We start from the raw sequence: 24,859 nt of genomic DNA on the forward strand, positions 1-24,859 counted from the left end.
TCATGCCCGATAGCGTCTCCACGTCCGCTGGCGATTTGCCGGCGGACGTGGAGTCCCCCTTGGATGCGATCGCGTCGAGCAGCGTGCAAGAACGGCGATTCTCGTCACGGGGTTTTCGCGACGTCCTGGGGCACTTCCCCACGGGAGTCGCGATCGTTACAACGACGACAATGGCCGGGGAGTCTATTGGCTTGACCATCAACTCCTTCGCGTCGGTGTCGCTCGATCCACCGCTGATTACATGGAACCTGTCCACACGCTCATCGATGTTGGACGCATTTCGTACATGCGGCCATTTCGGCATCAGCTTTCTATCGACAGACCAGGAACCGCTAGCTCGTCGATTCGCAGCACCGGGTGCCTCAGGAAAGTTTGCGCAGTGCCGAACTATCGAAGGCCCGGAAGGGGTCCTTCTGTTTGATGAGGCTGTCGCAACCCTAGTGTGCTTGAATCGGCATACGTTGGAGATCGGCGACCACCTGCTATTCGTTGGGGAGGTTCTGCACATCAATGTGGAATGTCGTGCTCCCCTCGTGTTTCACAGGGGGCGCTTCGCTTCACTGGCGCCAGGACAGCAGAAAGACCAGCCGGTAGAAGGGAGCCGTTGAGGCATGGACGTGTCGATGATGGAACGCGTGGTGACCCAGGGACGCGACTCCGTGCTACTGCGATTCGGCCTGGGAAAGCACTATCTGGACAATGATGATCCAGCGCGTGCCGTCGAACACTTGCGGCGCTGCACCGAACTCGACCCATTCCACACCGCAGGCTGGAAGCTTCTCGGCAAGGCGCTACTGGTGAGGGATGAGCGATCTGCGGCGCAACAGGCGTGGGAGGCGGGCATTTCGGCTGCTCGCCACAATGGGCATATACAGGCGGAGAAAGAGATGAGTGTGTTCTTGCGCAGACTCACTCGGGCAAGTTGATTCTTGATGTCCAGTATCTTCAGACGCGCACAGGGGCAAGGTATGGCGAAAGGTGTCCAAAGAACAAAGAAGGCTGAGCCCGAACCGACCCTGACAATCGGCGAGGTTGCGAATCGCTGCGGAGTAGCTGTCTCGGCGCTGCGCTTCTACGAAGACAAGGGCCTGATCAAGAGCACCCGGACGTCGGGAAACCAACGGCGGTACCCGCGCAGCACGCTGCGACTGGTCGCAGTCATTCGCGTTGCGCAGCGCGCTGGCCTGCCGCTCGACGTCATCAAGGCTCACTTGGACAAGCTTCTTGCCGGCCCAGTGACAGGCAAGCAGTGGCGCGCGTTGAGCGCAGAATGGCGTGAGATGCTCGATGACCGGATCACCAGCCTGATGCACTTACGGGATCAACTCGACAGCTGTATCGGTTGTGGATGTCTATCGCTGAAAGACTGTCCTTTACGGAACCCTGGTGATGTGCTCGGCCAGGAAGGACCCGGCGCCCGCCTATGGGTCGAGCACAGATAGGCCGCGCGGGTGACCCGGCGTGCTCATATGCCGATGACCTACCCTCGCCCACTGCCGGTTGTTCAATAAGGACGACGGATATGGTGCTACTTCAACAACTCAAACGTTACGTCTATATCACCCGTGCGCTTGAAGACTTCTACGCCAGAATCAATACGGCCAACCTTCTGCAAATTACTGATCCGCTCACCATTTTGCTCGTACATGATCACAAAGCTATGGCGGGGCGTCCAATAGACAATATCGCCGACATCGTATCCGCTGGTGCTCGTTTCATTTGCGGGAAGCGCCTCCGGGAACCGGTAGACCACCTCGCGAGAATACAGATCCATCATGGGAACGGTCAGTGGAAACCTGGCCGCCAGAGCCCTGCTCGTCGCATTGTCGATGAACGTCGCCGTGAGTACGTGTTGCCCGGCAGTTACCTTGACCTTGAACGTACCAGCCGCGCTTTCCTCGGCCATGGCCGATATAGGCAACATGGCGGTGAGCACAAAGCTCATGAGTCTCGTTCCCAGCATTCTCATGCTCCTCATTTTTCCTGGTCGACCGATGGCACGGGCGACCTGACGCTTTGATCGGATTTTAACTTACGCGCATAAAACCCAAACCTCCACCCTTGCAGTTTTTTCGCCCAAACCTCTGCGGCCGAGGCAAGGGCTACGGCGGCGTAGAGAGCCTGCTCTCCCGCGAAAACTGCAACATCGTCTATGGCGATGCACAGGTGGTGCTGACCGGATGGTCCAATCGGTCAAGACTGGCCGCTCGATTCCAAATCCACCGACTTATCTATTTCTCTTCCATCGTATCGGAGCAATCCCCCATGGCATATGCAACCACCAACCCGTACACCGGCCAGGTCGTCAAGACCTTCCCCAATGCCACCGACGCCGAGGTCGCCCAGGCCCTGGACCAGGGCCAGGCCGCGTTCGCCGCGTGGAAGGACCTGGCCATCACCGAGCGCGTCAAGGTGCTGCAGAAGGCGGCCGACCTGCTGCGCGCCTGCCACACCGACTACGCCAAGGTTCTGACCCTGGAGATGGGCAAGCTGCTGAGCGAGGCGGAAGGCGAGGTCGAGCTGTCGGCGCAGATCCTGGAGTACTACGTCGAGCACGCCGAGACGCTGCTGGCGCCGGAGAAGCTGCCGAGCAAGCATCCGTCCTACACCGAGGCCTGGGTCGAGCACGAACCGCAGGGCATCCTGCTGGCGATCGAGCCGTGGAACTTCCCGTACTACCAGATCGTGCGCATCGCCGCGCCGCAACTGGCCGCCGGCAACGTGCTGATCCTCAAGCACGCCTCCAACGTGCCGCAGTGCGCGGCCGCGTTCGAGGCGCTGTTCCGCGAGGCCGGCCTGCCCGAGGGAGGCTTCACCAACCTCTACGCCAATCGCGACCAGGTCAAGGCGATCATCGAGGACCCGCGTGTGCAGGGCGTGGCGCTGACCGGCTCGGAAGGCGCCGGCGCGATCGTCGCCGCCCAGGCCGGCAACGCGCTGAAGAAGTCGACGATGGAGCTCGGCGGCGCCGACGCCTTCGTGGTGTTGGCCGACGCCGACCTGGACAAGGCCGCGAAGTGGGCGGTGACCGGTCGCCACTGGAACAGCGGCCAGGTCTGCTGCTCGTCCAAGCGCATCATCGTGGTCGACGAGGTCTACGACGCCTTCCTGGAGAAGTACAAGGCCGGCGTGGCGCAGCTGAAGGCCGGCGATCCGCTGGATGCGTCCACCACGCTGGCGCCGCTGTCCTCGCTGGGCGCGCGCGACGACCTGAAGCGGCAGCTCGAGCAGGCCGTCGCGCACGGCCCACGGTGGAGGTGATCGGCGCGGAGGTGCCGTCCACCGGCGCGTTCTTCCAGCCGGTGCTGCTGACCATGACCGAGGACAACCCGGCCTACGGCTGGGAGTTCTTCGGCCCGGTCTCGCAGGTGATCCGCGCCAAGGATGAGGCCGACGCGATCCGCATCGCCAACGGCTCGCCGTTCGGCCTGGGCGGCTCGGTGTTCACCCGCGACATCAAGCACGGCATTGAGGTGGCGCAGAAGATCTCCACCGGCATGGTCTACATCAACCACCCGACCGGCGTGGCCGCGGACCTGCCGTTCGGCGGCGTGCGCCGCTCCGGCTACGGCCGCGAGCTGGTCGGCCTGGGCATCAAGGAGTTCGTCAACCACAAGCTGATCGCGGTGACCGACATCGACGGCGCGTTCTGACGTTCAGTAGTTTAGGACCCAGCGAGCAACGGCCCCCCAATGGAGCAACCCACTGGGTGGTCCCGTTGCTGCTCCCTGGCAAACAGATGTTCGCGTTACTTGTACACGAAGCCAAAATCCGTGCTCTGTAGATTTTTTGACGGCCTGGGAGCATCGCGTAGGCGTGACTCGATTCGCCGAGCGAAATCATTGAGTCGATCTGGAAAACCGGGTAAGGCTCAGTTCCTATTTCCTGTCGCCTCGGCACTGGCATTGCGCTGCACTACCGGAATCTTGAATCCCGGGGTGGCATGCCATGCACCGTTCTCCTTCGATCGTTCGCGCCAGGCGGCCTTGGCTGACATCTGCCGGCCTTGCCGCGCTCCTTGCGACCAGCGCGCTTCACGCTGAAACCTGGGTCATCACGGACCAGGCACATCCAGTCTCCGGCAAGGCGGATCGGCTGATCCTGCTGGATGCTCCCTCCCGCATCGAGGCCGAACTGGCATCCGGCCTGCCGGCCGACCCGAGGCGCGCAGAACGCATCGCTCGCGATCGCCTGAGCCAGGGCGGTGCCGACCTCCAACGCCGCATTGCCTCTGCATACCAAGGCGTCACAGACGCATGGAGTCTGGGCATCACCAGCCTCCCGGCCGTCGTGGTAGACCAGCGCTACGTCGTCTATGGAGAGACGGACGTGGCCCGCGCCCTCGACCGCGTTGAGCGGCACCGGAGGCCCCGCCCGTGACCCGCCCATCCAACCTGCTGCGCCGCCTGCGTGCTGGCGTCGCCTCCGTGCTGCTGCTCAGCGCCTCGGGCAGCTATGCCCTCAACACGGCAACCATTGTCGGCTCGGCGGCATCGCCAGACTGCCTCGAATACCGAGTCGTTGGCATCTGCTACTGGCTCTACTGCACCTGGACGGGCTGCACCGTGCGCACGTCCATCAAAGTGCGCCACTACATCCCCGATGCGGTCGTCTCCAGCTACAGCAACACGGGCGAGAACCCATGGGTGGAAATCCGGGCGATGAGCACACCCAACCCGTCCGCTCAAGCGGCCGGCGACGGAACCACGAACGAGGATCACGAAAACAATCTCGCAAAATTCAAGAACGCGGACGTCGTCGGCCACCCCGGCGCCGAGGTGTTCAACCAGTTCGTCTCGTCGTCGGGCTACTTCTGCGAGGGTGCGGGCACGGCATTCATGCCGTACTTGCTCAGCACCTTGGACACGCTGGCCTGGCGCTACAACGTGCCCGAGATGGCCTACCCGGAAGCGCTGATTCCGGGCCGGCGCGAGGTCGGCGCACGCACCACGATGAACCTGTGGGGCAACGTATATCCCCGTGGCGGATTTCTGCACCAGACCGACGACCACAAGGCCGGCGCAGTCGTCGCCCAGCGTGCGGGCGATGTCGTCACGCGCCGCGGGCAGATCCACGTCTATCAGCCACTGCTCGCCAACTCCCGCGACGGCTACTGGCCCGCCGGTGCGCTGATGGAGGGCGATGCCTCCACCGGCAAGTGGCAAGAACTCACGCCAGTCCTGTCGTCGTCCTGCACGGTCTTTCCGCGCAGCGGCTTCCTTACCCAGGCACAGCAAAGCGACTACGCATGGGCGCTGTGGCGGCCGTATGCCTGCTGCGAGCGCCGGGGCCAGGTGTTCCTGGGCAGCGTCGATTTCCTCTGAGGTGGTGCCATGAAGTTCCGTCCTGCATTCGATCCGTTCTCCCGCCGGGCACGTCGCACGGAGAACGTCCTGGCGCTGGCCGGCGCGCTCGCGCTGGGCAGCGGCGTGGCCTGGGGGCAACTGGGATACCAGACCAGCGGCAGCGTCATCGGCGATGACGTCATGTACTCGATCGGCGGCGGCAACGCCGTGTCGATGGGACGTGCGGCCGGCATGCGCTCCCTCGGTGTCGGCGTGGGCTGGAACAGCAACTTGATCTGCGGTGACATGAGCATTCAGACCACGCTACGCAATCAACTCAACGGCGTTACGAACGGTTTTCAGCAGATCATGAGCAACGTCATCCAGAGCGCCACCAGCGCGGTGGCCTCGCTGCCGGCGCTGATCATCCAGCGGGCCGACCCTGGCCTCTACAACCTGCTCACCAATGGCGTATTGCAGGCGCGGCTCGATTTCGACCGCAGCAAGCTGACGTGCCGTGCCATGGCCGAGAAGATGGCCGACACGGCGGGCGGACAGCTCGGCTGGAGCCAGATGGCCGAAGGCCTGGCCTTGCGCGATGCCGTGTCGAGCACTGATGCAGTATCGGCCATCGAGCAGGCCGAGACGCGCCGTGGCAATGACGGCGTGCCGTGGGTTGGCGGCAGCAATGCGGGTGGCTCCGGCCAGCCCGCGATCAAGGTGGTCGGGGATGTCGCCCGCGCCGGCTACAACCTGGTCAACGGCCGTGGCGTGACCGACACATCGTCCATCGCACCGTCCCATTGCAGCAGCCTCTCATGCCAGACCTGGACCTCACCGCAGGCCGCCGTCGAATGGGCCACGCGCGTGCTCGGCGAGAAGGAGCAGCGCACGTGCGATGCCTGCACCAAAACCGAGACGACGCCCGGCGTCGGGCTCACGCCGCTGATTCAGGAAGAGTACGACACCAAGCTGCAAGCGCTCCAGGATCTCGTCTCCAAGGCGAAGAACACGACGCCGGAGAACCTGCGCGAGGCCGGCAGCGCGTCGCTGCCCATCACGCGCGGCGTGATCGAGGCGCTGCGCGACGAGCCTGACCAGCACCTGCTATCGCAGCGCCTGGCGTCCGAGGTCGCGCTGGCGTCCGTGCTGGAGAAGGCGCTGCTGCTGCAGCGCACGCTGCTCACGGGGAAGAAGGAGCCCAACGTCGCGGCCAACGAGCTTGCGGTGGAGGCCGTGAACCACGAGAGCGACACGCTCGACCGCGAGATTCGCAACCTCAAGACCGAACTGGAGCTGCGGCGTGAACTGGCGAACAACTCGCCCATGGCGATCATCCAGCGCCACGGTACGCGCGCGACGGGTTCGCGCGGCATCTACGAGGGCGATTCTGTGCCGGACCGTCTCGACCAGCTCCAGAAGGGCAATCCGGGGAGTCGGCCATGAGCCCGTCGCGCATGGCCTGGCGGCCGCTGCGCTGGTTGTTCAGCCGGCGTGCGGCGAAGACGCTGCTGTGGCTGGTGCTGATCGTTGGCGCCGCCGTGGGGGCGAACGTCGCGGGCATCTACTTGGTCGGCAGCGTTGCCAGCTGGGAACGGTGGCTGGCGGCCTCGGCAGGGTACTTCTTTATCTGGCGGCTGTGCGTGTACGCAGCAACGGTCTATGGATGGCTCTGGATGCGCCGCCGGCTGCTGGCTCGCGAGGACCAAAGCCGGACAGATGGGCAGGCGCGGCGCCGGCTGATTCGCACCGAGGTCTCCGGCGTCGTGGTCATCGTCGCGCTGGAAGCCAGCCTGTTGATGCAGGCCGCTTGAGGGGAGACCGAGGCCATGACGCTTTTCACGACCGACTACCTGGAGTACTACCTCACCCTCGTGTCCTGGATCGTCAACAACGGTATCTGGGCCGTGCTGGTGTCCAGCGGGGTGTTCGCGCTGCCTTTCGTCGCCATCGTCGTGCAGGAGTGGCTGAAGGCCCGTGCGGAAGGCGCTGACGAGGGCAACAAAGGCGCTCTGAGTGCCGCCCGTATCGAGAACCGGGTGTTCGTCGCGATCGTGTTGGTGATGTTCGCGGGCATTCCGTTCATCGACGTGGACCTCAACACCATCCAGTACGACAGCTCGCGCTCGGCGCAGTGCCAGGTCAGCGTGCCCCAGCCCACGGAAACCGGCTGGTCGCAGTCCTTCAGCACCATCAACAATCAGTCGGCGAAGGTGCCTGTCTGGTGGGCCTTCATGCACGCACTCTCGCGCGCCGTCACGAGCGCCTCGGTGGCAGCGATCCCGTGCGGTACGGACCTGCGGCAAATGAGGATGGAGATCGACGCGACCCGCATTGACGACCCGGTACTGGCTCAGGAGGTCGCGGACTTCTCGCGGGATTGCTATGGGCCTGCGCGGGCCAAACTGTTCATGCAGCGCCCGGATCTCGATGAGCAGCAGATGCACGACGTGACCTGGATCGGCTCGCGCTTTTTCACGGACACGGATGGCTACTACGACAGCTACCGCTCCAGCACGGCGCGCGAAGCATGGCCCTATGACGATACCCGCGACGCAGGGCTCGCGCAGGTTGCCAATGGAGGCGGCTACCCGACCTGCAGGCAGTGGTGGTCCGACGGCAGTAACGGATTGCGCGCGCAACTGTTGGGGCAAGTGGACCCGAGCCTGCTGAATCGCTTGGCGGGCTGGGCTGGATTCCTGAGCCGTACCGAGGTGGACGACTCGGTGATCCGCGCCATCGCGTCGCCGCGGCAGCAGAAATTGAACCAAGGCAGTGTCTATACGGACTACGGCGGCCAGATCGAAAAGACTGACCCGAACATCATCACCCGTGCGGCAGCCGACGTGGGGCTGGCAGTGGGATCGCTGGGCTACTTCCCCGCCATGGATGCAGTGCGCCAGGCTCTTCCAATGGTGCTGTCGCTCTTGAAGATGGCACTGGTCATTTGCATCCCGCTAGTGCTCATGATCAGCACCTACGGCTTGAAAACACTCGTGACGGTCAGCGTAGTGCAGTTTGCGCTGTTTTTCGTGGATTTCTGGTTCCAGCTCGCGCGCTGGATTGACAGCACCATTCTCGATGCGCTATACGGATGGGGCTGGGGATGGAACCGGCCGCATACGAATTTCGATCCGGTTATGGGCCTCAACAATGCATTCGGGGACATGCTATTGAACTTCGTCATGGCGACGATGTTCATCGTACTGCCCTTGTTCTGGATTACAGCCCTGGGTTGGGCCGGCTATTCAGTCGGGGCCGTGCTTCAAGGACTCACCGCCGGTACAGCGGGCGCCAAAGATGCTGGAGGCAAGGCGAGCAACATGGCGTTCGGTAGCGCAATGAAGTGGGCATCGACACCCAGCAAGAAGAAGTAGCGCATGTTAGTGATGCGCTACTTCATCATAACGGGCGGATCTTGCTAGTCGATTCGATAGTCGTCATCGGTATATAGCCCATAACCGGAGTGTCCATCGCGCCATTCTGGCTCGGGCGTCTTCCAGTCAACGGTGTCGTACCCTCGGGCCACCAGAACCAGGAAGACCAACAGCAAGGCAAGCCAGAACGTAACGTACAGCAGCAGCCCCAGGACAGCCAGCTTGCCGCCCCACAGCAGCGCGGTGGCACCAGCCAGCGGCACTCCCTTGGAGATCAACCAGTTCGACGCCCGCCGTTCGCCACGCGCATAGGCGCGCCATCCGCGGCCAAGGGCGCGGCCGAGACGTTGAGCGGTGCTGGTGCGGGTTGCGGTGTTCATGGTCGTCTCCTGCTGCTGAGGGATGCCTATTCCAGTTTGCTCCGTTTCATTCGGTTTGCGGCTTCAATGCGCTTTCTTGCTGCTTCAGAACGCTTCGTCCTCCGGCTCCACCGGGCCAGGATCGGGTTCCACGCCGATGCGGTAGGTGGCAACGAACTGCGGCCAGTCCACATGGTCAACCAGGTCGATGTCCTCCACAACGCTGATCTTGGCTCCCGCACGCTCGAACAGGGCGATGCTCTTGGCGGGATAGTTGTTGCGCGACGGGTAGAGCACCCCGTCGAACAGCGGCTGGCCCTCGTTTCCGCGCATCGCATGCACCTGGGCGGACACCTGCTGCGTGTGCGTGTAGGCGCGGCTGGCCAACTGCTCCAGATTCAGGCCGAAGTATCCCGCCATGACGCCCGGCGCCGTGAGATCGGCCAGGAGCACGTCGTCCAGCACGCCTACTGCGCGCACCATCCGGGCTTGGACTTCTTTCAGCGCGATCGAGCGTTGCGTGTCTTCAAGCCACTGGTGCTTGTGAAACACCGACTCCATCAGCGCCGTGGGCAGGTCACGCCCCAAGTAGAGCACCCCATAGTCCCGCGCCGGATCATCGTAGCGATTCGTGCCGCTGCGGCCATAGAACAGCGGGCTGCCCCGATAGATGACGCGGCTCACATGCTGGAGCAGTTCACCGGCATCGATCAGGAACGAAGGCAGCTCGTGGCTCATGGCGATCTCGCTTCAATGCACCTGGACGCCCAGCACGTTGAACACGGCCTCGGCCACGTCGTCGATCGTGCCATGCGTCACCGCATCCACCGGCGAGCGACCGCCCAAGCCTTCGAGCGGTTCGGACAGCGCGCGGTAGATCGTCCAGTGGTCGATGCCCTCGACCTCCTGGAGCACGGTTTGGGTCAACTGCTGCTTCACCGGGTCGAGCTGCCAGTCGGGCAGCTTCTGGCCGCGCGGCCCCACGTTCAGCGCCAGCAGCCGACGGGCAAGGATGTCCTTGTAGATTTGCTGACGCGACTTGTCCGCCAGCTTGGCGAACTCGGCAGGCGGCAGGTTGTCCGGCTGGTTGAAGGCTTCCAGCAGCACGGCGCGACCTCGCTGGACGTCGGTTTCAGCCGGTGCCCAGCGCGTGTCGGCGCGCAGCGCGGCCGCCTTGCGCTGCAAGGCCTGCGCCACCGTGTCACCTTCCAGGTTGGCGGGCAGCTTCACCGCCTCCACGCGCTCGTGGATGAACGCCTGCAACTCGGCCGCGAACGCCGGGGCATCCCGGATTTCGACGGTATCCGCGAATCGGCGCACATCCTCCACCGTGACGCGCGGCAAACGCTCGGCAATGAATTCGATGGCAGTGGGCATGGTCATCTCCCAAGTAGGTTTGAGACAGGATTCACTCTAGTCGCCCTTGTCGCTCTTGTCAACTTTGTCGCCTGCGTGAATGCCTACTTGCCGGGGTAGCGTCTTGGGAGCATAGGCCGGGGCCAGCGCCTGGTCGCCGCCCAATCCATTCATGCGGGTTCCCCATTGACGCTGGAGCCGCAACCCAGACCCCGCTATACCGAAACGGTTAAAGGCCAAAGGGTCGAAACGGGAAGGGAATGGGGTGCAAGGGGAAAGGCCCTACCCCGAAAAGGCGAAAAGGCCTCCCGCCCGGCCCGCCGTGAGGACACCGACATGCTCTCCCTGTTCCAGCGAAAACGACCCCCGGTCGCTGCCGCTCCACCGCCGCCGCCCGCCATCGACCTTCCGAAAGGATTGATGCGGCCGGAGTCGGCCACATCGCTGCTGGCGACGCCGCGCCGGCAGAAGCTGATGGAACACATCTGGCAGCGCACCTCACTCTCGCGCAGGCAGTTCGCCACCCTGTACCGCGCGCCACTGGAGCGATACGCCGAGCTGGTCCAGGTCTTCCCGGCCTCCGAAGCGCACCACCACGCATACCCGGGCGGCATGCTCGACCATGGCCTCGAAATCGTCGCCTACAGCCTGAAGCTGCGGCAGTCCCATCTGCTGCCCATCGGCGCCACCCCCGAGGACCAGGCGGCGCAGGCCGAAGCCTGGACTGCGGCCGTCGCCTATGCCGCGCTGCTCCATGACATCGGCAAGGTGGCGGTCGATCTGCATGTCGAGCTGGCCGACGGGAGCACCTGGCACCCGTGGCACGGCCCACTGCGCCAGCCTTACCGCTTCCGCTACAACCCCGACCGCGAGTACCGGCTCCACAGCGCCGCGACAGGCTTGCTCTACCGGCAACTGCTCGACCGCGATCTGCTGGACTGGCTCAGCGGCTATCCGTCCCTGTGGGCGCCGCTGCTCTACGTCCTGGCCGGGCAGTACGAGCACGCCGGGGTGCTGGGCGAGCTGGTCGTGCAGGCCGACCGCGCCTCCGTCGCCCAGGAGCTGGGCGGCGATCCCGCGCGCGCGATGGCCGCACCCAAGCACTCGCTCCAACGCAAGCTGGTCAACGGGCTGCGCTACCTGCTCAAGGAAGAGCTGAAACTGAACCAGCCCGAAGCCTCCGATGGCTGGCTCACAGACGATGCGCTATGGCTGGTGAGCAAGACCGTTTCGGACAAGCTTCGCGCGCACCTGCTGTCCCAGGGCGTCGATGGCATCCCTGCGAACAACACCGCCGTGTTCAATGTGCTCCAGGACCACGGCATGCTGCAGCCGACGCCCGACGGCAAGGCGATCTGGCGCGCGACCGTGACCAGTTCGACCGGCTGGTCCCACTCGTTCACCCTGTTGCGGTTGGCACCTGCGCTGATTTGGGAGCCCGGCGAGCGGCCGGCGCCGTTCGCCGGGACGGTGGCGATCGACACGACACCCGCCGACAAAGATGCCGATGCTTCGGTGCAATCGGCGGCAATCGCGGCAACGCCTCCTGTTGAAGAGCAGCAGTCCGCTCCATGGACGGACGCTGGCGGCGCCGCTGCCCCGGTTCACCCGTTCGCTGCCCAGGCCGTGCCCGATGTCATGGAAGACATGCTGGCGATGGTGGGAATGGGTGATCTGCCTGCCGCCCGGCAGGACGCAGAAACCGTCTCGATCGAAGCGCCTGCCGCAGTCCCCGAAACGCCAGCACAGCCTTTGGCGAAGCCTCTGCCTCCGTCACCAGCGCCCACGCCCACGGCCGCACAGCCATCGGGCGAGCACTTCATGGCATGGCTGCAACAGGGAGTCGCCTCGCGGCGGCTCATCATCAACGACGCCAAGGCGCTCGTGCATACCGTGAGCGACACCGCCTACCTGGTCAGCCCCGGCGTCTTCCAGCGATATGCACAGGAGCACCCGCAAGTGGGCACGCTGGCGAAGCAGGAAAGCCAGCAGGACTGGCAATGGGTGCAAAAGCGTTTCGAGCGGCTGCAACACCATCGTAAGCATCCCAACGGCTTGAACATCTGGACCTGCGAGGTGACAGGGCCTCGCAAATCCCGTCGCCTCCATGGTTACCTGCTGGACGATGCCCGCCTGCTGTTCACCGAGACGCCGCCAAACAACCCCTATCTGGCACTGGTGCAAGATAAGTGACGAAAACTGCAGCGCCACTTTCCTAGTGCGCCCGGCAACCGCTACCGGCTTATTTTGCGGAAGCTTTCTTCCGCGACCCGGCCGTCTTCTTGGGGGTGCCGATCGTCTCCTTGGTGGGGCGACCCTCGCTGTAGCGCAGCGCATCGACCACCAGCGAGAATGCGGGCGACGGTTGCCGCCGGCTGGGGTAGTACAGGAAGTACCCGGAGAACGGCTCGCACCAATCCTCCAGCACACGTACCAGACGGCCTTCCTCGATGTGCGGCGCGAATTCCTCTTCGGGCAGCGCGGCAACGCCCAGCCCTACAAGTGCGGCGTCCACCATGTTGGGCGTCGTGTTGAAGATCAGTTGCCCATCAACCCGCACATTTAACTGCTTGCCTCGCCGCATGAAGTCCCAGACATAGATGCCGCGGCTGGTCTGCAAGCGCATGTTGATGCAGTTGTGATTCAACAGGTCGTGCGGCTTCTTGGGGATGGGGTGCGACGCGAAGTACTCGGGGGAGGCGGCAATCGCCATGCGCAGTGGCGGCCCGATGGGCACTGCGATCATGTCCTTGTCGATCGTGTCGCCCATCCGCACACCGGCGTCGTAGCGGTCGGCCACGATGTCCCGGAAGCCGTAGTTCACGTCGAACTCGATGTTGATGTCGGGATACTCACGCAGCAGTGGGGTGAGCTTGGGCAGGATCGTGGTCCGCAGGATGTGGTCGCCGCAGGTGATGCGCACCGTCCCCGCGGGCTTGTCCCGCAGCTCGGTCAGTTCTTCCAGTTCGGACTCGATCTCATCGAAGCGATGCCCGATGGCATTCAGCAGGCGTTCGCCCGCTGCCGTCGCCGAGACGCTGCGCGTGGTGCGCGTCAACAGCCGGATCTGCAGCCTGGCCTCCAGCCCGTTGATCGCCTGACTCAATGCCGATTGCGTGACGCCCAGGTGCGCTGCTGCGCGCGTGAAGCTGCCTTCGCGCGCGATGGTCACGAAGTACAGAAGGTCGTTGAGGTTGCGTCTGGCCATGGCGCTCAGTCTCCCACGTATTTGAAGATTTACTGATTAGCATAACTTATAGGGGCTTTAAGTATTAATTAGCTAGTCAAAGCGCTTCGCAACGGGGAAGATACGAGGCATGAAAAAGTCAACCCCAACTTCCCCTTGGCGACGCGGCGCGCTCGCGCTGCTGGTCGGCTCGTTCGTCGGGTTGGCAGCCTGCGCCCCCGGCAGTTCGGTCGCCCAGACGCCGGCTGGTGCCTCCCGTTCGGCCTCGAAGGATCCCAGCATGAAGATTCGCCTGATCGTCGGTGGGCAGGTTGCCACCGCCACCCTGTACGACAACGCCACCGCCAAGGACTTCGCGTCGCTGCTGCCGCTGTCCCTGACGATGACCGACTACGACACCATCGAGCGCGTGTCCGACCTGCCGCGCAAGCTGTCCACGCAGGGCGCGCCCGAAGGCGTGGCTCCCGTGGCCGGCGAGCTGACCCACTACGCCCCCTGGGGCAACCTAGCGATCTTTGTCAAGCCGCGCTCCTATTCGCGCAGCCTGCTGCCGCTGGGCAAGATCGATGACGGCCTAGCCATCGTGTCCCAGCCCGGCCCCTACAAGATGCGCATCGAGCGCGTCGAGCCCTGAATCTTCGCCCGCGACAGCGGCCCGCATGAAAGGAATACCCATCATGACCAAGACCATTGAGACGAGCGACATCGCCGCGCCGGGTAGCCTGGACGTGGGCCGCCGCTCCTTGCTCAAAATGACCGCCACCGGCCTCGCCGCCGCGGGCGTCGGCGCCATCGCCGCCAATCCGGCACAGGCGCAAGCCCAGCCAACCGTGACGCTCACCGACAAGTGGGACAAGGTGTTTCCCAAGAGCAACAAGGTGGACCATCGGAAGATCACCTTCAAGAACCGCTACGGCATCACCCTGGCCGGCGACCTGTACCAGCCCAAGAATGCCAGCGGCAAGCTCGCGGCGCTGGCCGTCAGCGGCCCGTTCGGTGCGGTGAAGGAACAGTCCTCCGGCCTGTACGCGCAGACCATGGCCGAGCATGGTTTCATCACACTGGCTTTCGATCCCTCCTACACCGGCGAGAGCAGCGGCGAGCCGCGCAACGTCGCCTCGCCCGACATCAACGTCGAGGACTTCAGCGCGGCGGTGGACTGCCTGGGCCTGCTGCCGAACGTGGACCGCGAGCGCATCGGCATCATCGGGATCTGCGGCTGGGGTGGCATCGCGCTCAGCGCCGCCGCCGTGGACAAGCGCATCAAGGCCGTCGTCGCCAGCACCATGTACGACATGACCCGCGTCATGTCCAAGGGCTACAACGACAGCGTGACCCTGGCGCAGCGCACGCAGACGCTGGAGCAACTGAGCCAGCAGCGCTGGAAGGATGCCGAGGCCGGCAAGCCCGCCTACCAACCGCCCTACAACGAACTGAAGGGTGGCGAGGCGCCGTTCCTGGTCGAGTACCACGACTACTACCAAACGCCACGCGGCTACCACCCGCGCGCGGTGAACTCCGGCAACGCCTGGACCATCACCACGCCGCTGCCGTTCATGAACATGCCGATCCTCAGCAACATCAAGGAGATTTCGCCGCGGCCGATGCTCCTGGTCCATGGCGAGAAGGCGCATTCGCGCTACTTCAGCGAAACCGCTTATGCGGCGGCGGCCGAGCCGAAGGAACTGGTGATCGTTCCGGGCGCCGTGCACGTGGACTTTTACGACCAGATGGACAAGATCCCGTTCGACAAGCTGACGGCGTTCTTCCAGCAGCACCTGGCCGCGTCGGCGTAAAGCCGCCGGCCCCCGGGGCGTGCGCGGCCCGCCCCTTGTTTTGCATTTCTGACCGCGCATGTCCCTGCGGACCGCGTGGCGTTACCTATTGAGCCAGAAGAAAAGACTCCCATGACTAGCACCGCCATCGACGCCCCTCACGGCACCAATACCCTCAACGATTCCCACGAGCGGCCGACCTCGTGGAGCGGCGTGTTCGCCTTGGCCGTCTGCGCGTTCGCGCTGATCGCCTCCGAATTCCTGCCCGTCAGCCTGTTGACGCCCATGGCCCGTGACCTGCACGTCACCGAGGGCATGACCGGCCAGGGCATCGCCATCTCCGGCGCGTTCGCCGTGCTCACCAGCCTGTTCATTTCTTCCCTGGCAGGCAGCCTCAACCGCAAGACGCTGCTGCTGGGCCTGACGCTGGCGATGGGTGTCTCCGGCGCCATCGTCGCGCTGGCACCGAACTACCCAATATACATGCTGGGCCGAGCCCTGATCGGCGTGGTCGTCGGCGGCTTCTGGTCCATGTCGGCCGCCACGGCGATCCGCATGGTGCCCAAGCGCGACGTACCCCGTGCGCTGGCCATCGTCAACGGCGGCAATGCACTCGCCACCGTAGTGGCCGCGCCGTTGGGGGCCTACCTAGGTACCGTCATCGGCTGGCGCGGTGCCTTCCTGTGCCTGGTGCCGGTGTCGCTGATCGCGCTGGCCTGGCAGTGGAAGACGCTGCCGTCCATGCCCGCTGCCGCCCGCGCGGCAGGCATCGGCAACGTGTTCAAGGTGTTCACCCTGTTCAAGCACCCGGGCGTGGTCGTCGGCATGCTCGCCAGCAGCCTGCTGTTCATGGGGCAGTTCGGCCTGTTCACCTATGTGCGGCCGTTCCTCGAAACCGTCACGAACGTGCATGGCGCGACGATCTCGCTGTTCCTGCTCGTGCTGGGCACGGCCGGCTTCATCGGCACGGTGCTCATCGGCCGCGTGCTGCAACGCAGCTTCTACCAGACGCTGATCGTCATCCCGGTGCTTATGGCGGCAACGGCCCTGGCCCTGATCGCCTTCGGCGGCTCGGTTGCCATCGTCGTCGCACTGCTCGCGCTGTGGGGCCTGACCGGCACCTCGGCGCCGGTGGGCTGGTGGGCCTGGATCGCCAAGGTGTTCCCCAAGGATGCCGAAGCCGGCGGCGGCCTTTTCGTCGCCGTGGTCCAGCTGTCCATCGCGCTGGGCTCCACTGTGGGCGGCATGCTGTTCGACCACGGCGGCTACCGCACCACCTTCGTGGCGAGCGCCGTGCTGCTGGTGATCAGTGCCGGGCTGACGGTTGTGACCGCGCGCAAGTCCGCGGCGCACGGCTGACCGATCCGAGAGTGCCATGAACAAGATGAAGAAGCCTTATGTCATCATCCACACGCTGACCTCGTTCGACGGCAAGATCCACGCGATCGACCTTCCCGCATTCGATCTCGCGGCGCTCCAGTACGAGCAGTTGGTGCTGCATGCCGACCAGCAGGTGTTCGAAATTCAGGGCTACATCAATGGCCGCGTCACCACCGACGAAAACACCACGCACTACCGCACCCCGCAGGTGAACGAGGCAGCGGCTCCGGTGCCCGAGGGCGATTTCGTAGCCGACGCCCATGCGTCGATGTACTACGTGGCGATCGACGCCAGCGGCCGCCTGGGCTGGCAGGAGAATGTGGTCGATTACGGCAGCCGCCAGTCGCACGTGATCTCGGTGCTCACCGAGCAGGCGATCAACGCCTACATGGATCTGCTGCGCCTGGGCATCTCCTAAATCGTGGCCGGCAAGGATCGGTTGGACAACGCCCTGGTCCTGCACAAGCTCGCCACGCTGTTCGGCATGGAGCGCCTGATGATCGGTGGCGGCGGCGTACTGAACTGGTCGTACCTGCAGGACGGCCTGGTGGACGAGTTGAGCCTGCTCATGGCGCCTGTCGCGGATGGGTCGCCGGGCGCCCCCAGCATGTTCACGGCCAAGGCGCCGCTCACCCAAGTGCAGCCGCGCGCCTTCACCCTGATCGAGGCCAAACCCCTGGAGGGCGGCACGATCTGGGCGCGCTACAAGATCAACGGAGGACAGAACTCATGAAGAAAGTCATTGTGCTGGGCGCCACCGGCCACACCGCCCGTGAAATCATTACCCGCATGCTGGAGCAGGACGATGTGGAACTGACCCTGTTCGCGCACAACGCCAAGCGCCTGAGCGACTTCCATGGCGAGCGCGTCCATTTGGTCGAGGGCGATGCCCGCAACCTCGATGACCTCAAGGCCGTCATCCGCGGCCAGAACGCGGTGATCAGCGCCATGGGCGGCATGGACCTGGGCAACCTCACCGGTGGCGTCGTCCAGGTGATGGAAGAACTGGGCGTGCGCCGCATCATCGCCATCAGCGCGGGCGGCATCTACGACGAGCTGCCCGAGCCGTTCAACGCCTGGGACAAGGACATGGTGGGCCATACCCGGCCGACCAACCGCAAGACCGCCGAGGTGATCGAGAAGCCCTCGCTGGGCTACACCCTGTTACGCCCCGTCTGGCTGACCAACAAGCTCACCGAAGCGGTCGAGTTGACCCGTAAGGGCGAGACCTTCAAGGGCACGGAGACCTCGCGCGCCAGCCTCGGGCGCTTCATCGCCGATCTGGTCAAGCACCCCGAGCGACACCTCAACGAGGACCTGGGCATTAGTCAGCCGCACACCGACGGCAACCGACCCGCCGCCTACCGCTAGGGAGCCTCGCCATGAACGTCTAGTTCGATTTCACCGAAAAAGTCGCCTTCGTGACCGGGGCCGGCTCCGGCATCGGTCGCGCAACAGCGCTGGCATTCGCCCAGGCCGGCGCGAGCGTGGCGGTTGTCGGGCTGGAGGCAGACACAATGCAGGAAACTGCGCGTCTGATTGAGCAAGCCGGTGGCCGCGCCGTCGCAATCCAGGCCGACGTCGCCAGCGAGGCGGCCGTCGAGGCTGCCGTCGGCAGGGCGATCCAAGCTTTCGGCAGGATCGACTTCGCCGTCAACAACGCAGGCATCGAGCAGCCGCAGATCCTGTTCGACGAGATCAGCACCCAGGAGTGGCAGCGCCTGATCGGCATCAACCTCGGTGGCGTGTTCTTCTCGATGAAACACCTGATTCCGGCCATGCTCAAGCAGGGTAGTGGTGCCATCGTCAACATTGGATGGGGCGCTGCTGCGAAGGGCTTCCGCAAGCAAGCCGCCTACTGCGCGTCGAAGTTCGGCGTGGTTGGCCTGAGCAAGGGCGTGGCGCTCGACTATGCGGACAAGAACATCCGCGTGAACGTGGTCCCGCCCGGCATCATCGCCACACCGATGATGGACCGATTCTACGGCGGCACCGATGAAGGCATCGCCTCGGTCATCGCACAGGAGCCGGTCGGGCGCATGGGCCGCCCCGAAGATATCGCTGGCATGGCGCTGTGGCTGTGCTCCGACCTCGGTGCCTTCACCACCGGCGCCAACATCATCGTCGACGGTGCGCAGACCACCTGACGGCACACGGCAGAGAACACCCTTCGGCAATGCAGGACTGACACGACCATGACACTGACCCTTATGGCATGGGCCGCGATGGCCTTCTCGATCTGGTACATCCCAGCAAGGCTCAAGCACCTGCTGGACCTGCGACGCGCCTGGCTGTACGCACTGCTCACAGCCGTCGTGCTCGGCTACATGGCGCTGCTCTACAGCGGCATCTATGTACTCGACAACATTACCATCGCGTGGATCTACAACGTGCTGGGCCTGTTGTTCATGTTCGTCTTCTACCTGCTGTTCCTCCTGGTGCTCACCCTCCCGCTGACCGCGCTGACCCGGCGCAGTCCCGCCCAGCTAGTCGGGATTGGCAGCCTGGCGGTGTCGGCGTTCTTCATCGCATGGGGCTTCATCAACGCCCAGTCGTTCACGGTGACGCGCCAAGACGTGGCCGTGGCTGGTCTGACCCAGCCGGTGAAGATTGCCCATGTGCCCGACATCCATCTTGGCGCCCAGCGCGGCAAGGCTTGGCTCGGCAAGGTGCTGGCCGCGGTTCAGGCAGAAAAGCCCGACCTGGTGCTTTACAACGGTGACCTCGTGGACAGCAACATTGCCTTGGACCCTGATCTGTTCGCGCTCTTCAAGACTGTCGATGCCGAGCAGTACTTCACCACGGACAACCATGAGTACTACATGGACACCGACAATGCGCTGCACCTCATCGCGGATGCCGGTATCCACATCGTGCGCAGCGAGATGGTCGAGACCCACGGCATCCAGCTGATCGGCATGGAGTACATGAACGCCGACCGCGAGACCTGGGATGCCCATGTGGTGAACCCGCTGACGCTCTAGGAAGAACTCCCCCGCATTCCCCGCGCCGCCAGCAAGCCGACGGTGCTGGTGCATCACAGCCCGGTGGGTATGCGCTATGCCGCCGACGGCGGCATCGGTCTGAGGCTCGCCTGGTACACCCATGCCGGACAGGTCTTCCCGGGTACCTTGCTGGTGAAGTACCGGTTCCCGATGTACAGCGGCCGCCACCAGATCGACGGGCTGACCCTGTTGGTTTCGCAAGGCGCGGGCACCTTCGGCCCGTGGATGCGGCTGGGTTCGCGCAACGAAGTCCAGATCGTCAACCTGGTGCCGAAGCCTCGAACTGACCAGGGAGGCTCATGATGAAAACCGATCCCGTCAACCAGATGACCAATGTCTTCAAGACCAACCCGAATTAACCCTAGGAGAGAAAGCACATGACCGTCAAAGCCTACGGTGCCTACGCTGGCGACAAGCCCCTGGAGCCCATCGACATCACCCGCCGCGCGCCGGGCGCGCACGACGTGCAGATCGATATCGCCTACTGCGGCGTGTGCCACTCTGACCTGCACCAGGTGCGCGCCGAATGGGCGGGCACTCAATTCCCCTGCGTGCCGGGCCACGAGATCGTCGGCCGCGTCTCGGCCGTGGGTGCGCACGTCTCGGGCTTCAAGCCCGGTGATCTGGTCGGCATCGGCTGCATCGTCGATAGCTGCAAGCACTGCGACGACTGCGCCGAAGGGTTGGAGAACTATTGCGACGAGATGGTCGGCACCTACAACGGCCCGACGCCGGACGCGTCCGGCCACACGCTGGGCGGCTACTCCCAGCAGATCGTGGCGCATGAGTGCTACGTGCTGCGCATCCGCCACGACGAATCGCAACTGGCCGCTGTCGCGCCGCTGCTGTGCGCAGGCATCACCACCTATTCGCCGCTGCGCCACTGGAACGCCGGGCCGGGCAAGAAAGTCGGCGTGGTCGGCATCGGCGGCCTGGGCCACATGGGCGTCAAACTGGCGCACGCCATGGGCGCGCACGTGGTCGCGTTCACCACCTCGGAATCCAAGCGCGACGGCACCATGGCGCTGGTCGGCGCCCCGGCGTCGCCTCACCCCTCGCCGGAAGTCTTCAACTTCATCCTCAAACGCCGCAGCCTGGCCGGCTCAGCAATCGGCGGCATCCCCGAGACCCAGGAGATGCTGGACTTCTGCGCCGAGCACAACATCGTCGCGGATATCGAGCTGATCCGCGCCGCGGGAATCAACGACGCCTATGAGCGCATGCTCAGGGGCGATGTGAAGTACCGCTTCGTGATCGACAACGCTTCGCTCGCAGCCTAAAACAGGAGAACCACCATGATCAAAGACAAAGTCGTCATCATCACCGGCGCATCGTCGGGCATCGGCGAGACCACGGCCGAGCTGCTCGCCAGCAAAGGCGCCAAGGTTGTGCTCGGCGCGCGCCCCGCCGACAAGCTCAAACTGATTGCCGATGACATCCGGTAGCACGGCGGCCAGGCCGCCTACCAGGAGCTGGACGTCACAAAGCAGGAAGACAACGACAGCATCGTCAAGCTGGCACAGGACACCTTCGGCCGTGTGGATGTCATCTTCCTCGACGCCGGCCTGATGCCCAACTCGCCGCTGTCGGCGCTCAAAACCGACGAATGGCACCAGATGGTCGATGTCAACTTCAAGGGCGTGCTCAACGGCGTCGGCGCCGTGCTGCCGGCCTTTACCGCGAAGAAGTCGGGCCACGTCATCACCTCCTCCTCGGTGGCCGGCCTGAAGGCGTATCCGGGCGCCGCCGTCTATGGCGGCACCAAATGGCTCGTGCGCGACCTCATGGAAGTGCTGCGCATGGAATCGGCGATGGAAGGCATCAACATCCGCACCGCGACGATCTACCCGGCCGCCATCAACACCGAGCTGCTGACCACCATCAGCGACAAGGCTTCGCGCGAGCAGATGGAGAGCACCTACGACAAGTACGGCATCTCGCCCGACCCGCCAGCATCGTCGCCTTCGCGATCGACCAGCCCGAGGACACGACGGTCAACGAGTTCACGGTCGGCCCGGCGAACCAGCAATGGTGATCGAATGCCACTGAGCCGCGAACGCGGACCCGAAGGAGCCTTTCCATGCAGCCGCAGAATCAGACCATCGACTGCCTGCTCGCCGTCAAGACCCACGCCTTCGCCAGCGCCACATGCCTCGTGGTCGGCGCGAGCTTCGCCCTCGGCGCCGCAGCCCACCAGCCCGTCGCCGCAGGCCTGGCCTACGACGCGCAGACGCAAAGCGTGGTGCCGATTCCGCCTTCCGAGCGCGCCTTGCAGTCCATCGTGGCCGACCCCTGGTTCAGCGCATAATCCTCGAAGGCGCGATCTTCGATCGCAGCGGCAACCTGCTGTTCTGCGACGTGAGCGGCGGCCGTGCGCTGCGGCTGACTCCGGACAAGCAATTGTTCACCGTAGTTCGCCTTGACGGGCTGTTTCCGGGCGGGCTGGCCATCCACAAGGACGGACGCCTGTTCATCGCGGCGTTGACCGGCACCTTCGACAGCGGCGCTGTCCTGGCCGTGAACCTCGACAGCTCGGGCATGCAGACGATCATCCCTGTCGTGGCCAGGTACGCGCACAACGACCTGGTGTTCGACGCCGCGGGCGGCTTCTATTTCACCGACTTCAAAGGCACGTCCACCGAGCCCAAGGGCGGCGTGTGCTACGCCTCGCCGGACTTCCAGACGATTAAGCCGGTGGTGCCTAACTTGGCACAAACCAACGGCATTGGGCTGAGCCCCGGCGGCAAGTCGTTGTAGGCCACGGAGTTCGGCCGCAACCTGCTGCACCGCATCTAACTGTCCGACGTGAGCACCATCGCGCCGATCGGCTCAGCATCGCCTACCGCTTCGTCGGCCCGGCGCCGGATTCCATACGGGTGGACGCCGACGGCAACGTGTACGTGGCGCTCACGGGCAAGGCCGCGTGTAGGCATTCAACCGCAACGGCATCACGATCGGCCAGGTGCTGCTGCCTGGACGCAACGGCGGCCACAACCTGGCCTCGACCAGCCTGGCGATCGACCTGAACCGTAATGACACTTATGTGGTCGCCAACGACGGTGATGGCGGCCAAGGCGCGACGGTGTTCCAAGTTAAGGTATCCAGCAAGGGCTTGACGCCCCTTCGATTCCAATGATTCTATGCCACCGCAGTACGCCGTTGGAGGCCTCGGCAGGCCGCGCGAGGCCCGGCAGCCTGACCGGCGAAGATGCCCATGGACCGCCGAGGATTCCTCGCCACCGGCGCAGAGCTGGGATCAGCCCTGATCACCGGATCGCTGCTGGCCGCCACGCCGTCCTGGGCGCAGACGGCCGCTCGAGAGGAGGCCTCCATGCTCAACGCGCAATCTGGCGCGGGCCGCAAGGCCCGCGTATACATCACCGGCTTGACAGACGGGCTGGGCCATGCCGCAGCGGAAACGCTGCTGTCGCAGGGCCATGAGGTCGTGACGCATGTCCGCTCCCAGGCGCGTATGTCCGCCGTGAAGGACCTCGTGGACCAAGGCGCGCCCGCAACGGTCGGCGACCTGTCGGACCTTGCGCGCCGGATCAGCGAATTCAGCCGCATGGATGCAGTGATCCACAACGCCGGCATCTTCCCCGGCAACCAGGTGCTGGTCGCCAATGTCGTCGCTCCCTATCTGCTCGAGGCCCTGATCCAGCACTCGCAGCGCCTGATCTACTCGAGCTGCAGCGTGCACAAGGGCGGACGCGCCAGCCTATCGGGCATGGACTGGACGGGCCGCACGGCCACCGGCAACTCCCCGGACAGCAAGCTGTTCGTCACCGCGCTGTCCGCCGCCGTCGCTCGGCTGTGGGCCGAGGTGTAAAGCAACGCGGTTAATTCCGGCTGGATGCCGACCAAGATGGGCGATGCCGGGACACGGGACGAGCTGCGCTTGGGGCACCTGACTAGCTTCAGAGCAATCAAGGAATGCCCTGCATGAACGAACCCGGGACTCGCGGCATCAAGATGGGTGTCGGCCTCGCCGTGCTGGGCGGCGTCGGCGTGGCCGCCTATCTGCAGTACACCCTGTTCGGCCAGTTGCCCAGCCGTGAGTGGCAAGTGCGCATCGAGTGCTCCCCACTATGCCGATGGTGCGTTCCACAACTAGACCGAGACGCCGCTGCTGACGACCGACGAGACGCAGGTTTCGATTATGCTGGACTACCTGCGCAACAAGGGCACCACACGCCCACCCGTGTAACTGCCAGCGACCAAGACCGACCAGAAGGCGCTGGAAGCCTACGACGACGTGATGGTCTGGATTGGGCCACTCGTCCTACTACGTGCAACTGGGCGAGCAACGCCTGCTGATCGACCCGGTGTTCAGCGTCAATACGTCCCGGTACCTAGGATGAACATCGCCTTCGCCGGCACCAGCATCTATACTGCCGACGACGTGCCGGAGATCAACGCGCTGGTGATATCCCACGACCACTACGACCCTCTGGACTATCCCACCTTGCGGGCCTTACAGTCCAAGGTCAAGCGGGTCGTGGCTCCCCTAGGCGTCGGTGCGTACCTTGAGCGCTAGTGCTACGACATGAAGCGTTTGCAGGCAGTCGATTGATACGACAGCATCACGTTGTCCGCGCTCCAGATCACCGCCACACCGGCACGGCACTACTCAGGCGCACCTTTAATCATGACAAGTCGCTGTGGATGGGGGGTCGCCCTGGTCGCGCCCGAGCGGCGTCTGTTCTTCAGCGACGACACAGCCTAGGACCAGCACTTCGACGAGATTGGACAGCGCGTCGGCCCCTTCGACTAGGTGACACTCGATACGGGCTAATCCTCGCCTTCGCCGTCGTTCCCGGCGCCGCCTTCCACTCTGCTGTAATCCTGCCGCTAGCCTTCCGGGGTGCGCAGCACTTTGGCTTCGGCTTCGCGCAGCAGCCCGCGATGAATCACGGCTTCTCCGCTGCGGTCGAGGGTGACTATAGCGCCGGCCACAGCGCGCACGTCCTGGGCGCAGCCCTGCGAGACTTCCTCCACTGCTTGCGGTTCTCCGGCGACCCGTTCGCGGCGCGGTTCCAGTGCTTCGGTCTTGTCCTCGTCCTAGACGTCTTAGGGTTTGTCTGAAAATTCGTATTTTCTCGGCTGGCTCTATGATAGCAGCTAAGGCAGGCAAG

At 64.3% G+C, this 24,859-nt stretch carries 30 protein-coding genes and 3 pseudogenes; 27 read left to right on the forward strand and 6 right to left on the reverse strand.

Features of this window, described 5'->3' with window-relative positions; genetic code table 11:
- Positions 1 to 2 precede the first annotated feature (2 nt).
- Genes IAE34_RS24620 through soxR form a run of 3 tightly spaced genes read left to right on the forward strand, consistent with a single transcriptional unit; the run spans position 3 to position 1,442 of the window.
- On the forward strand, positions 3 to 608 hold the full coding sequence (locus IAE34_RS24620) for a flavin reductase family protein (RefSeq protein ID WP_442793253.1): 606 nt from the start codon (positions 3 to 5) through the stop codon (positions 606 to 608).
- A gap of 3 nt (positions 609 to 611) precedes the next feature.
- Entirely contained in the window at positions 612 to 926 is a 315-nt protein-coding gene (locus tag IAE34_RS01675; RefSeq protein WP_200137123.1) for a tetratricopeptide repeat protein, read from the forward strand.
- Between the two features lie 42 nt (positions 927 to 968).
- Complete coding sequence (gene soxR / locus IAE34_RS01680) at positions 969 to 1,442, forward strand: redox-sensitive transcriptional activator SoxR (protein WP_200137326.1); 474 nt, start codon at positions 969 to 971, stop codon at positions 1,440 to 1,442.
- A gap of 86 nt (positions 1,443 to 1,528) precedes the next feature.
- On the opposite strand, the gene IAE34_RS01685 is transcribed toward soxR, so the two are convergent.
- The gene (locus IAE34_RS01685) at positions 1,529 to 1,945 is read right to left on the reverse strand and encodes a cyclophilin-like fold protein (RefSeq protein WP_200137124.1); all 417 of its coding nucleotides are present in this window, start codon (positions 1,943 to 1,945) and stop codon (positions 1,529 to 1,531) included.
- A 320-nt stretch (positions 1,946 to 2,265) separates the two neighbouring features.
- On the opposite strand from IAE34_RS01685, the gene IAE34_RS01690 reads away from it, so the two are divergent.
- From IAE34_RS01690 to IAE34_RS01715, 7 genes are all read left to right on the forward strand, one after another.
- A complete protein-coding gene (locus IAE34_RS01690) occupies positions 2,266 to 3,261 on the forward strand; it encodes an aldehyde dehydrogenase family protein (RefSeq protein WP_325100956.1) in 996 nt (331 codons plus the stop codon).
- A gap of 11 nt (positions 3,262 to 3,272) precedes the next feature.
- Positions 3,273 to 3,653: an aldehyde dehydrogenase family protein gene (locus tag IAE34_RS24545; protein WP_325100957.1), complete on the forward strand. Its 381-nt coding sequence runs from the start codon at positions 3,273 to 3,275 to the stop codon at positions 3,651 to 3,653.
- Positions 3,654 to 3,948: 295 nt separating this feature from the next.
- A complete protein-coding gene (locus IAE34_RS01695) occupies positions 3,949 to 4,380 on the forward strand; it encodes a TIGR03757 family integrating conjugative element protein (RefSeq protein WP_200137125.1) in 432 nt (143 codons plus the stop codon).
- Positions 4,377 to 5,324, forward strand: coding sequence for a TIGR03756 family integrating conjugative element protein (locus tag IAE34_RS01700; protein ID WP_200137126.1), 948 nt, complete (start codon positions 4,377 to 4,379; stop codon positions 5,322 to 5,324). The genes IAE34_RS01695 and IAE34_RS01700 overlap by 4 nt, the downstream gene beginning before the upstream one ends.
- 9 nt (positions 5,325 to 5,333) lie before the next feature.
- Positions 5,334 to 6,731 (forward strand): integrating conjugative element protein, encoded by a 1,398-nt coding sequence (locus IAE34_RS01705; protein WP_200137127.1) that lies wholly within the window; start codon positions 5,334 to 5,336, stop codon positions 6,729 to 6,731.
- Positions 6,728 to 7,099 (forward strand): hypothetical protein, encoded by a 372-nt coding sequence (locus tag IAE34_RS01710; RefSeq protein WP_200137128.1) that lies wholly within the window; start codon positions 6,728 to 6,730, stop codon positions 7,097 to 7,099. Before IAE34_RS01705 ends, IAE34_RS01710 begins: the two co-directional genes overlap by 4 nt.
- A gap of 15 nt (positions 7,100 to 7,114) precedes the next feature.
- Entirely contained in the window at positions 7,115 to 8,662 is a 1,548-nt protein-coding gene (locus IAE34_RS01715) for a conjugal transfer protein TraG N-terminal domain-containing protein (protein WP_200137129.1), read from the forward strand.
- Between the two features lie 44 nt (positions 8,663 to 8,706).
- On the opposite strand, the gene IAE34_RS01720 is transcribed toward IAE34_RS01715, so the two are convergent.
- The 3 genes from IAE34_RS01720 to IAE34_RS01730 form a co-directional block, all read right to left on the reverse strand.
- Entirely contained in the window at positions 8,707 to 9,042 is a 336-nt protein-coding gene (locus tag IAE34_RS01720) for a DUF3742 family protein (protein WP_200137130.1), read from the reverse strand.
- An 84-nt stretch (positions 9,043 to 9,126) separates the two neighbouring features.
- A complete protein-coding gene (locus IAE34_RS01725; protein WP_200137131.1) occupies positions 9,127 to 9,759 on the reverse strand; it encodes an RES family NAD+ phosphorylase in 633 nt (210 codons plus the stop codon).
- A 12-nt stretch (positions 9,760 to 9,771) separates the two neighbouring features.
- Entirely contained in the window at positions 9,772 to 10,398 is a 627-nt protein-coding gene (locus tag IAE34_RS01730) for an integrase (protein WP_200137132.1), read from the reverse strand.
- A gap of 315 nt (positions 10,399 to 10,713) precedes the next feature.
- Here IAE34_RS01730 and mobH point away from each other — a divergent pair, with 315 nt between their 5' ends.
- Positions 10,714 to 12,570, forward strand: coding sequence for a MobH family relaxase (gene mobH, locus IAE34_RS01735; RefSeq protein ID WP_200137133.1), 1,857 nt, complete (start codon positions 10,714 to 10,716; stop codon positions 12,568 to 12,570).
- A gap of 49 nt (positions 12,571 to 12,619) precedes the next feature.
- Here mobH and IAE34_RS01740 read toward each other — a convergent pair whose 3' ends face one another.
- Positions 12,620 to 13,585 (reverse strand): LysR family transcriptional regulator, encoded by a 966-nt coding sequence (locus tag IAE34_RS01740; RefSeq protein ID WP_200137134.1) that lies wholly within the window; start codon positions 13,583 to 13,585, stop codon positions 12,620 to 12,622.
- A gap of 109 nt (positions 13,586 to 13,694) precedes the next feature.
- On the opposite strand from IAE34_RS01740, the gene IAE34_RS01745 reads away from it, so the two are divergent.
- From IAE34_RS01745 to IAE34_RS01815, 16 genes and pseudogenes are all read left to right on the forward strand, one after another.
- Entirely contained in the window at positions 13,695 to 14,198 is a 504-nt protein-coding gene (locus tag IAE34_RS01745; RefSeq protein ID WP_233630864.1) for a cyclophilin-like fold protein, read from the forward strand.
- A 43-nt stretch (positions 14,199 to 14,241) separates the two neighbouring features.
- Entirely contained in the window at positions 14,242 to 15,360 is a 1,119-nt protein-coding gene (locus IAE34_RS01750) for an alpha/beta hydrolase (protein WP_233630865.1), read from the forward strand.
- A gap of 111 nt (positions 15,361 to 15,471) precedes the next feature.
- On the forward strand, positions 15,472 to 16,698 hold the full coding sequence (locus IAE34_RS01755) for an MFS transporter (RefSeq protein ID WP_200137135.1): 1,227 nt from the start codon (positions 15,472 to 15,474) through the stop codon (positions 16,696 to 16,698).
- A 16-nt stretch (positions 16,699 to 16,714) separates the two neighbouring features.
- Positions 16,715 to 17,137: a hypothetical protein gene (locus IAE34_RS01760; protein WP_200137136.1), complete on the forward strand. Its 423-nt coding sequence runs from the start codon at positions 16,715 to 16,717 to the stop codon at positions 17,135 to 17,137.
- Between the two features lie 21 nt (positions 17,138 to 17,158).
- Positions 17,159 to 17,452, forward strand: coding sequence for a dihydrofolate reductase family protein (locus IAE34_RS01765; RefSeq protein ID WP_200137137.1), 294 nt, complete (start codon positions 17,159 to 17,161; stop codon positions 17,450 to 17,452).
- Complete coding sequence (locus IAE34_RS01770) at positions 17,449 to 18,090, forward strand: SDR family oxidoreductase (RefSeq protein ID WP_200137138.1); 642 nt, start codon at positions 17,449 to 17,451, stop codon at positions 18,088 to 18,090. The genes IAE34_RS01765 and IAE34_RS01770 overlap by 4 nt, the downstream gene beginning before the upstream one ends.
- 41 nt (positions 18,091 to 18,131) lie before the next feature.
- Positions 18,132 to 18,866: pseudogene (locus tag IAE34_RS01775) on the forward strand (SDR family NAD(P)-dependent oxidoreductase); the annotation flags it as partial.
- Positions 18,867 to 18,914: 48 nt separating this feature from the next.
- Entirely contained in the window at positions 18,915 to 19,703 is a 789-nt protein-coding gene (locus IAE34_RS01780) for a metallophosphoesterase (RefSeq protein WP_200137140.1), read from the forward strand.
- Positions 19,704 to 19,745: 42 nt separating this feature from the next.
- On the forward strand, positions 19,746 to 20,027 hold the full coding sequence (locus IAE34_RS01785; protein ID WP_200137141.1) for a hypothetical protein: 282 nt from the start codon (positions 19,746 to 19,748) through the stop codon (positions 20,025 to 20,027).
- Positions 20,028 to 20,101: 74 nt separating this feature from the next.
- On the forward strand, positions 20,102 to 21,004 hold the full coding sequence (locus tag IAE34_RS01790; protein WP_200137142.1) for an NAD(P)-dependent alcohol dehydrogenase: 903 nt from the start codon (positions 20,102 to 20,104) through the stop codon (positions 21,002 to 21,004).
- Positions 21,005 to 21,019: 15 nt separating this feature from the next.
- Positions 21,020 to 21,571 (forward strand): annotated as a pseudogene (locus tag IAE34_RS01795) (SDR family oxidoreductase); the annotation flags it as partial.
- 233 nt (positions 21,572 to 21,804) lie between these two features.
- Positions 21,805 to 22,032 (forward strand): hypothetical protein, encoded by a 228-nt coding sequence (locus IAE34_RS24250; protein ID WP_233630912.1) that lies wholly within the window; start codon positions 21,805 to 21,807, stop codon positions 22,030 to 22,032.
- A gap of 50 nt (positions 22,033 to 22,082) precedes the next feature.
- Positions 22,083 to 22,481 carry an SMP-30/gluconolactonase/LRE family protein gene (locus IAE34_RS01800; protein WP_442793177.1) on the forward strand — a complete coding sequence of 133 codons (399 nt, stop codon included), beginning with the start codon at positions 22,083 to 22,085 and terminating at the stop codon, positions 22,479 to 22,481.
- Positions 22,482 to 22,686: 205 nt separating this feature from the next.
- Complete coding sequence (locus IAE34_RS01805) at positions 22,687 to 22,860, forward strand: hypothetical protein (protein ID WP_200137144.1); 174 nt, start codon at positions 22,687 to 22,689, stop codon at positions 22,858 to 22,860.
- 78 nt (positions 22,861 to 22,938) lie between these two features.
- Positions 22,939 to 23,553: an SDR family NAD(P)-dependent oxidoreductase gene (locus IAE34_RS01810; protein WP_233630866.1), complete on the forward strand. Its 615-nt coding sequence runs from the start codon at positions 22,939 to 22,941 to the stop codon at positions 23,551 to 23,553.
- Positions 23,554 to 24,081: 528 nt separating this feature from the next.
- The gene (locus tag IAE34_RS01815; RefSeq protein ID WP_200137145.1) at positions 24,082 to 24,261 is read left to right on the forward strand and encodes an MBL fold metallo-hydrolase; all 180 of its coding nucleotides are present in this window, start codon (positions 24,082 to 24,084) and stop codon (positions 24,259 to 24,261) included.
- Positions 24,262 to 24,578: 317 nt separating this feature from the next.
- Here the strand turns inward: IAE34_RS01815 and IAE34_RS01820 are convergent.
- Positions 24,579 to 24,785, reverse strand: a pseudogene (locus tag IAE34_RS01820) (chromosome partitioning protein ParB); the annotation flags it as partial.
- Positions 24,786 to 24,859: the final 74 nt, after the last annotated feature.

It is taken from the genome of Pseudomonas sp. S30, assembly GCF_016518545.1.
Taxonomy (GTDB): domain Bacteria; phylum Pseudomonadota; class Gammaproteobacteria; order Pseudomonadales; family Pseudomonadaceae; genus Aquipseudomonas.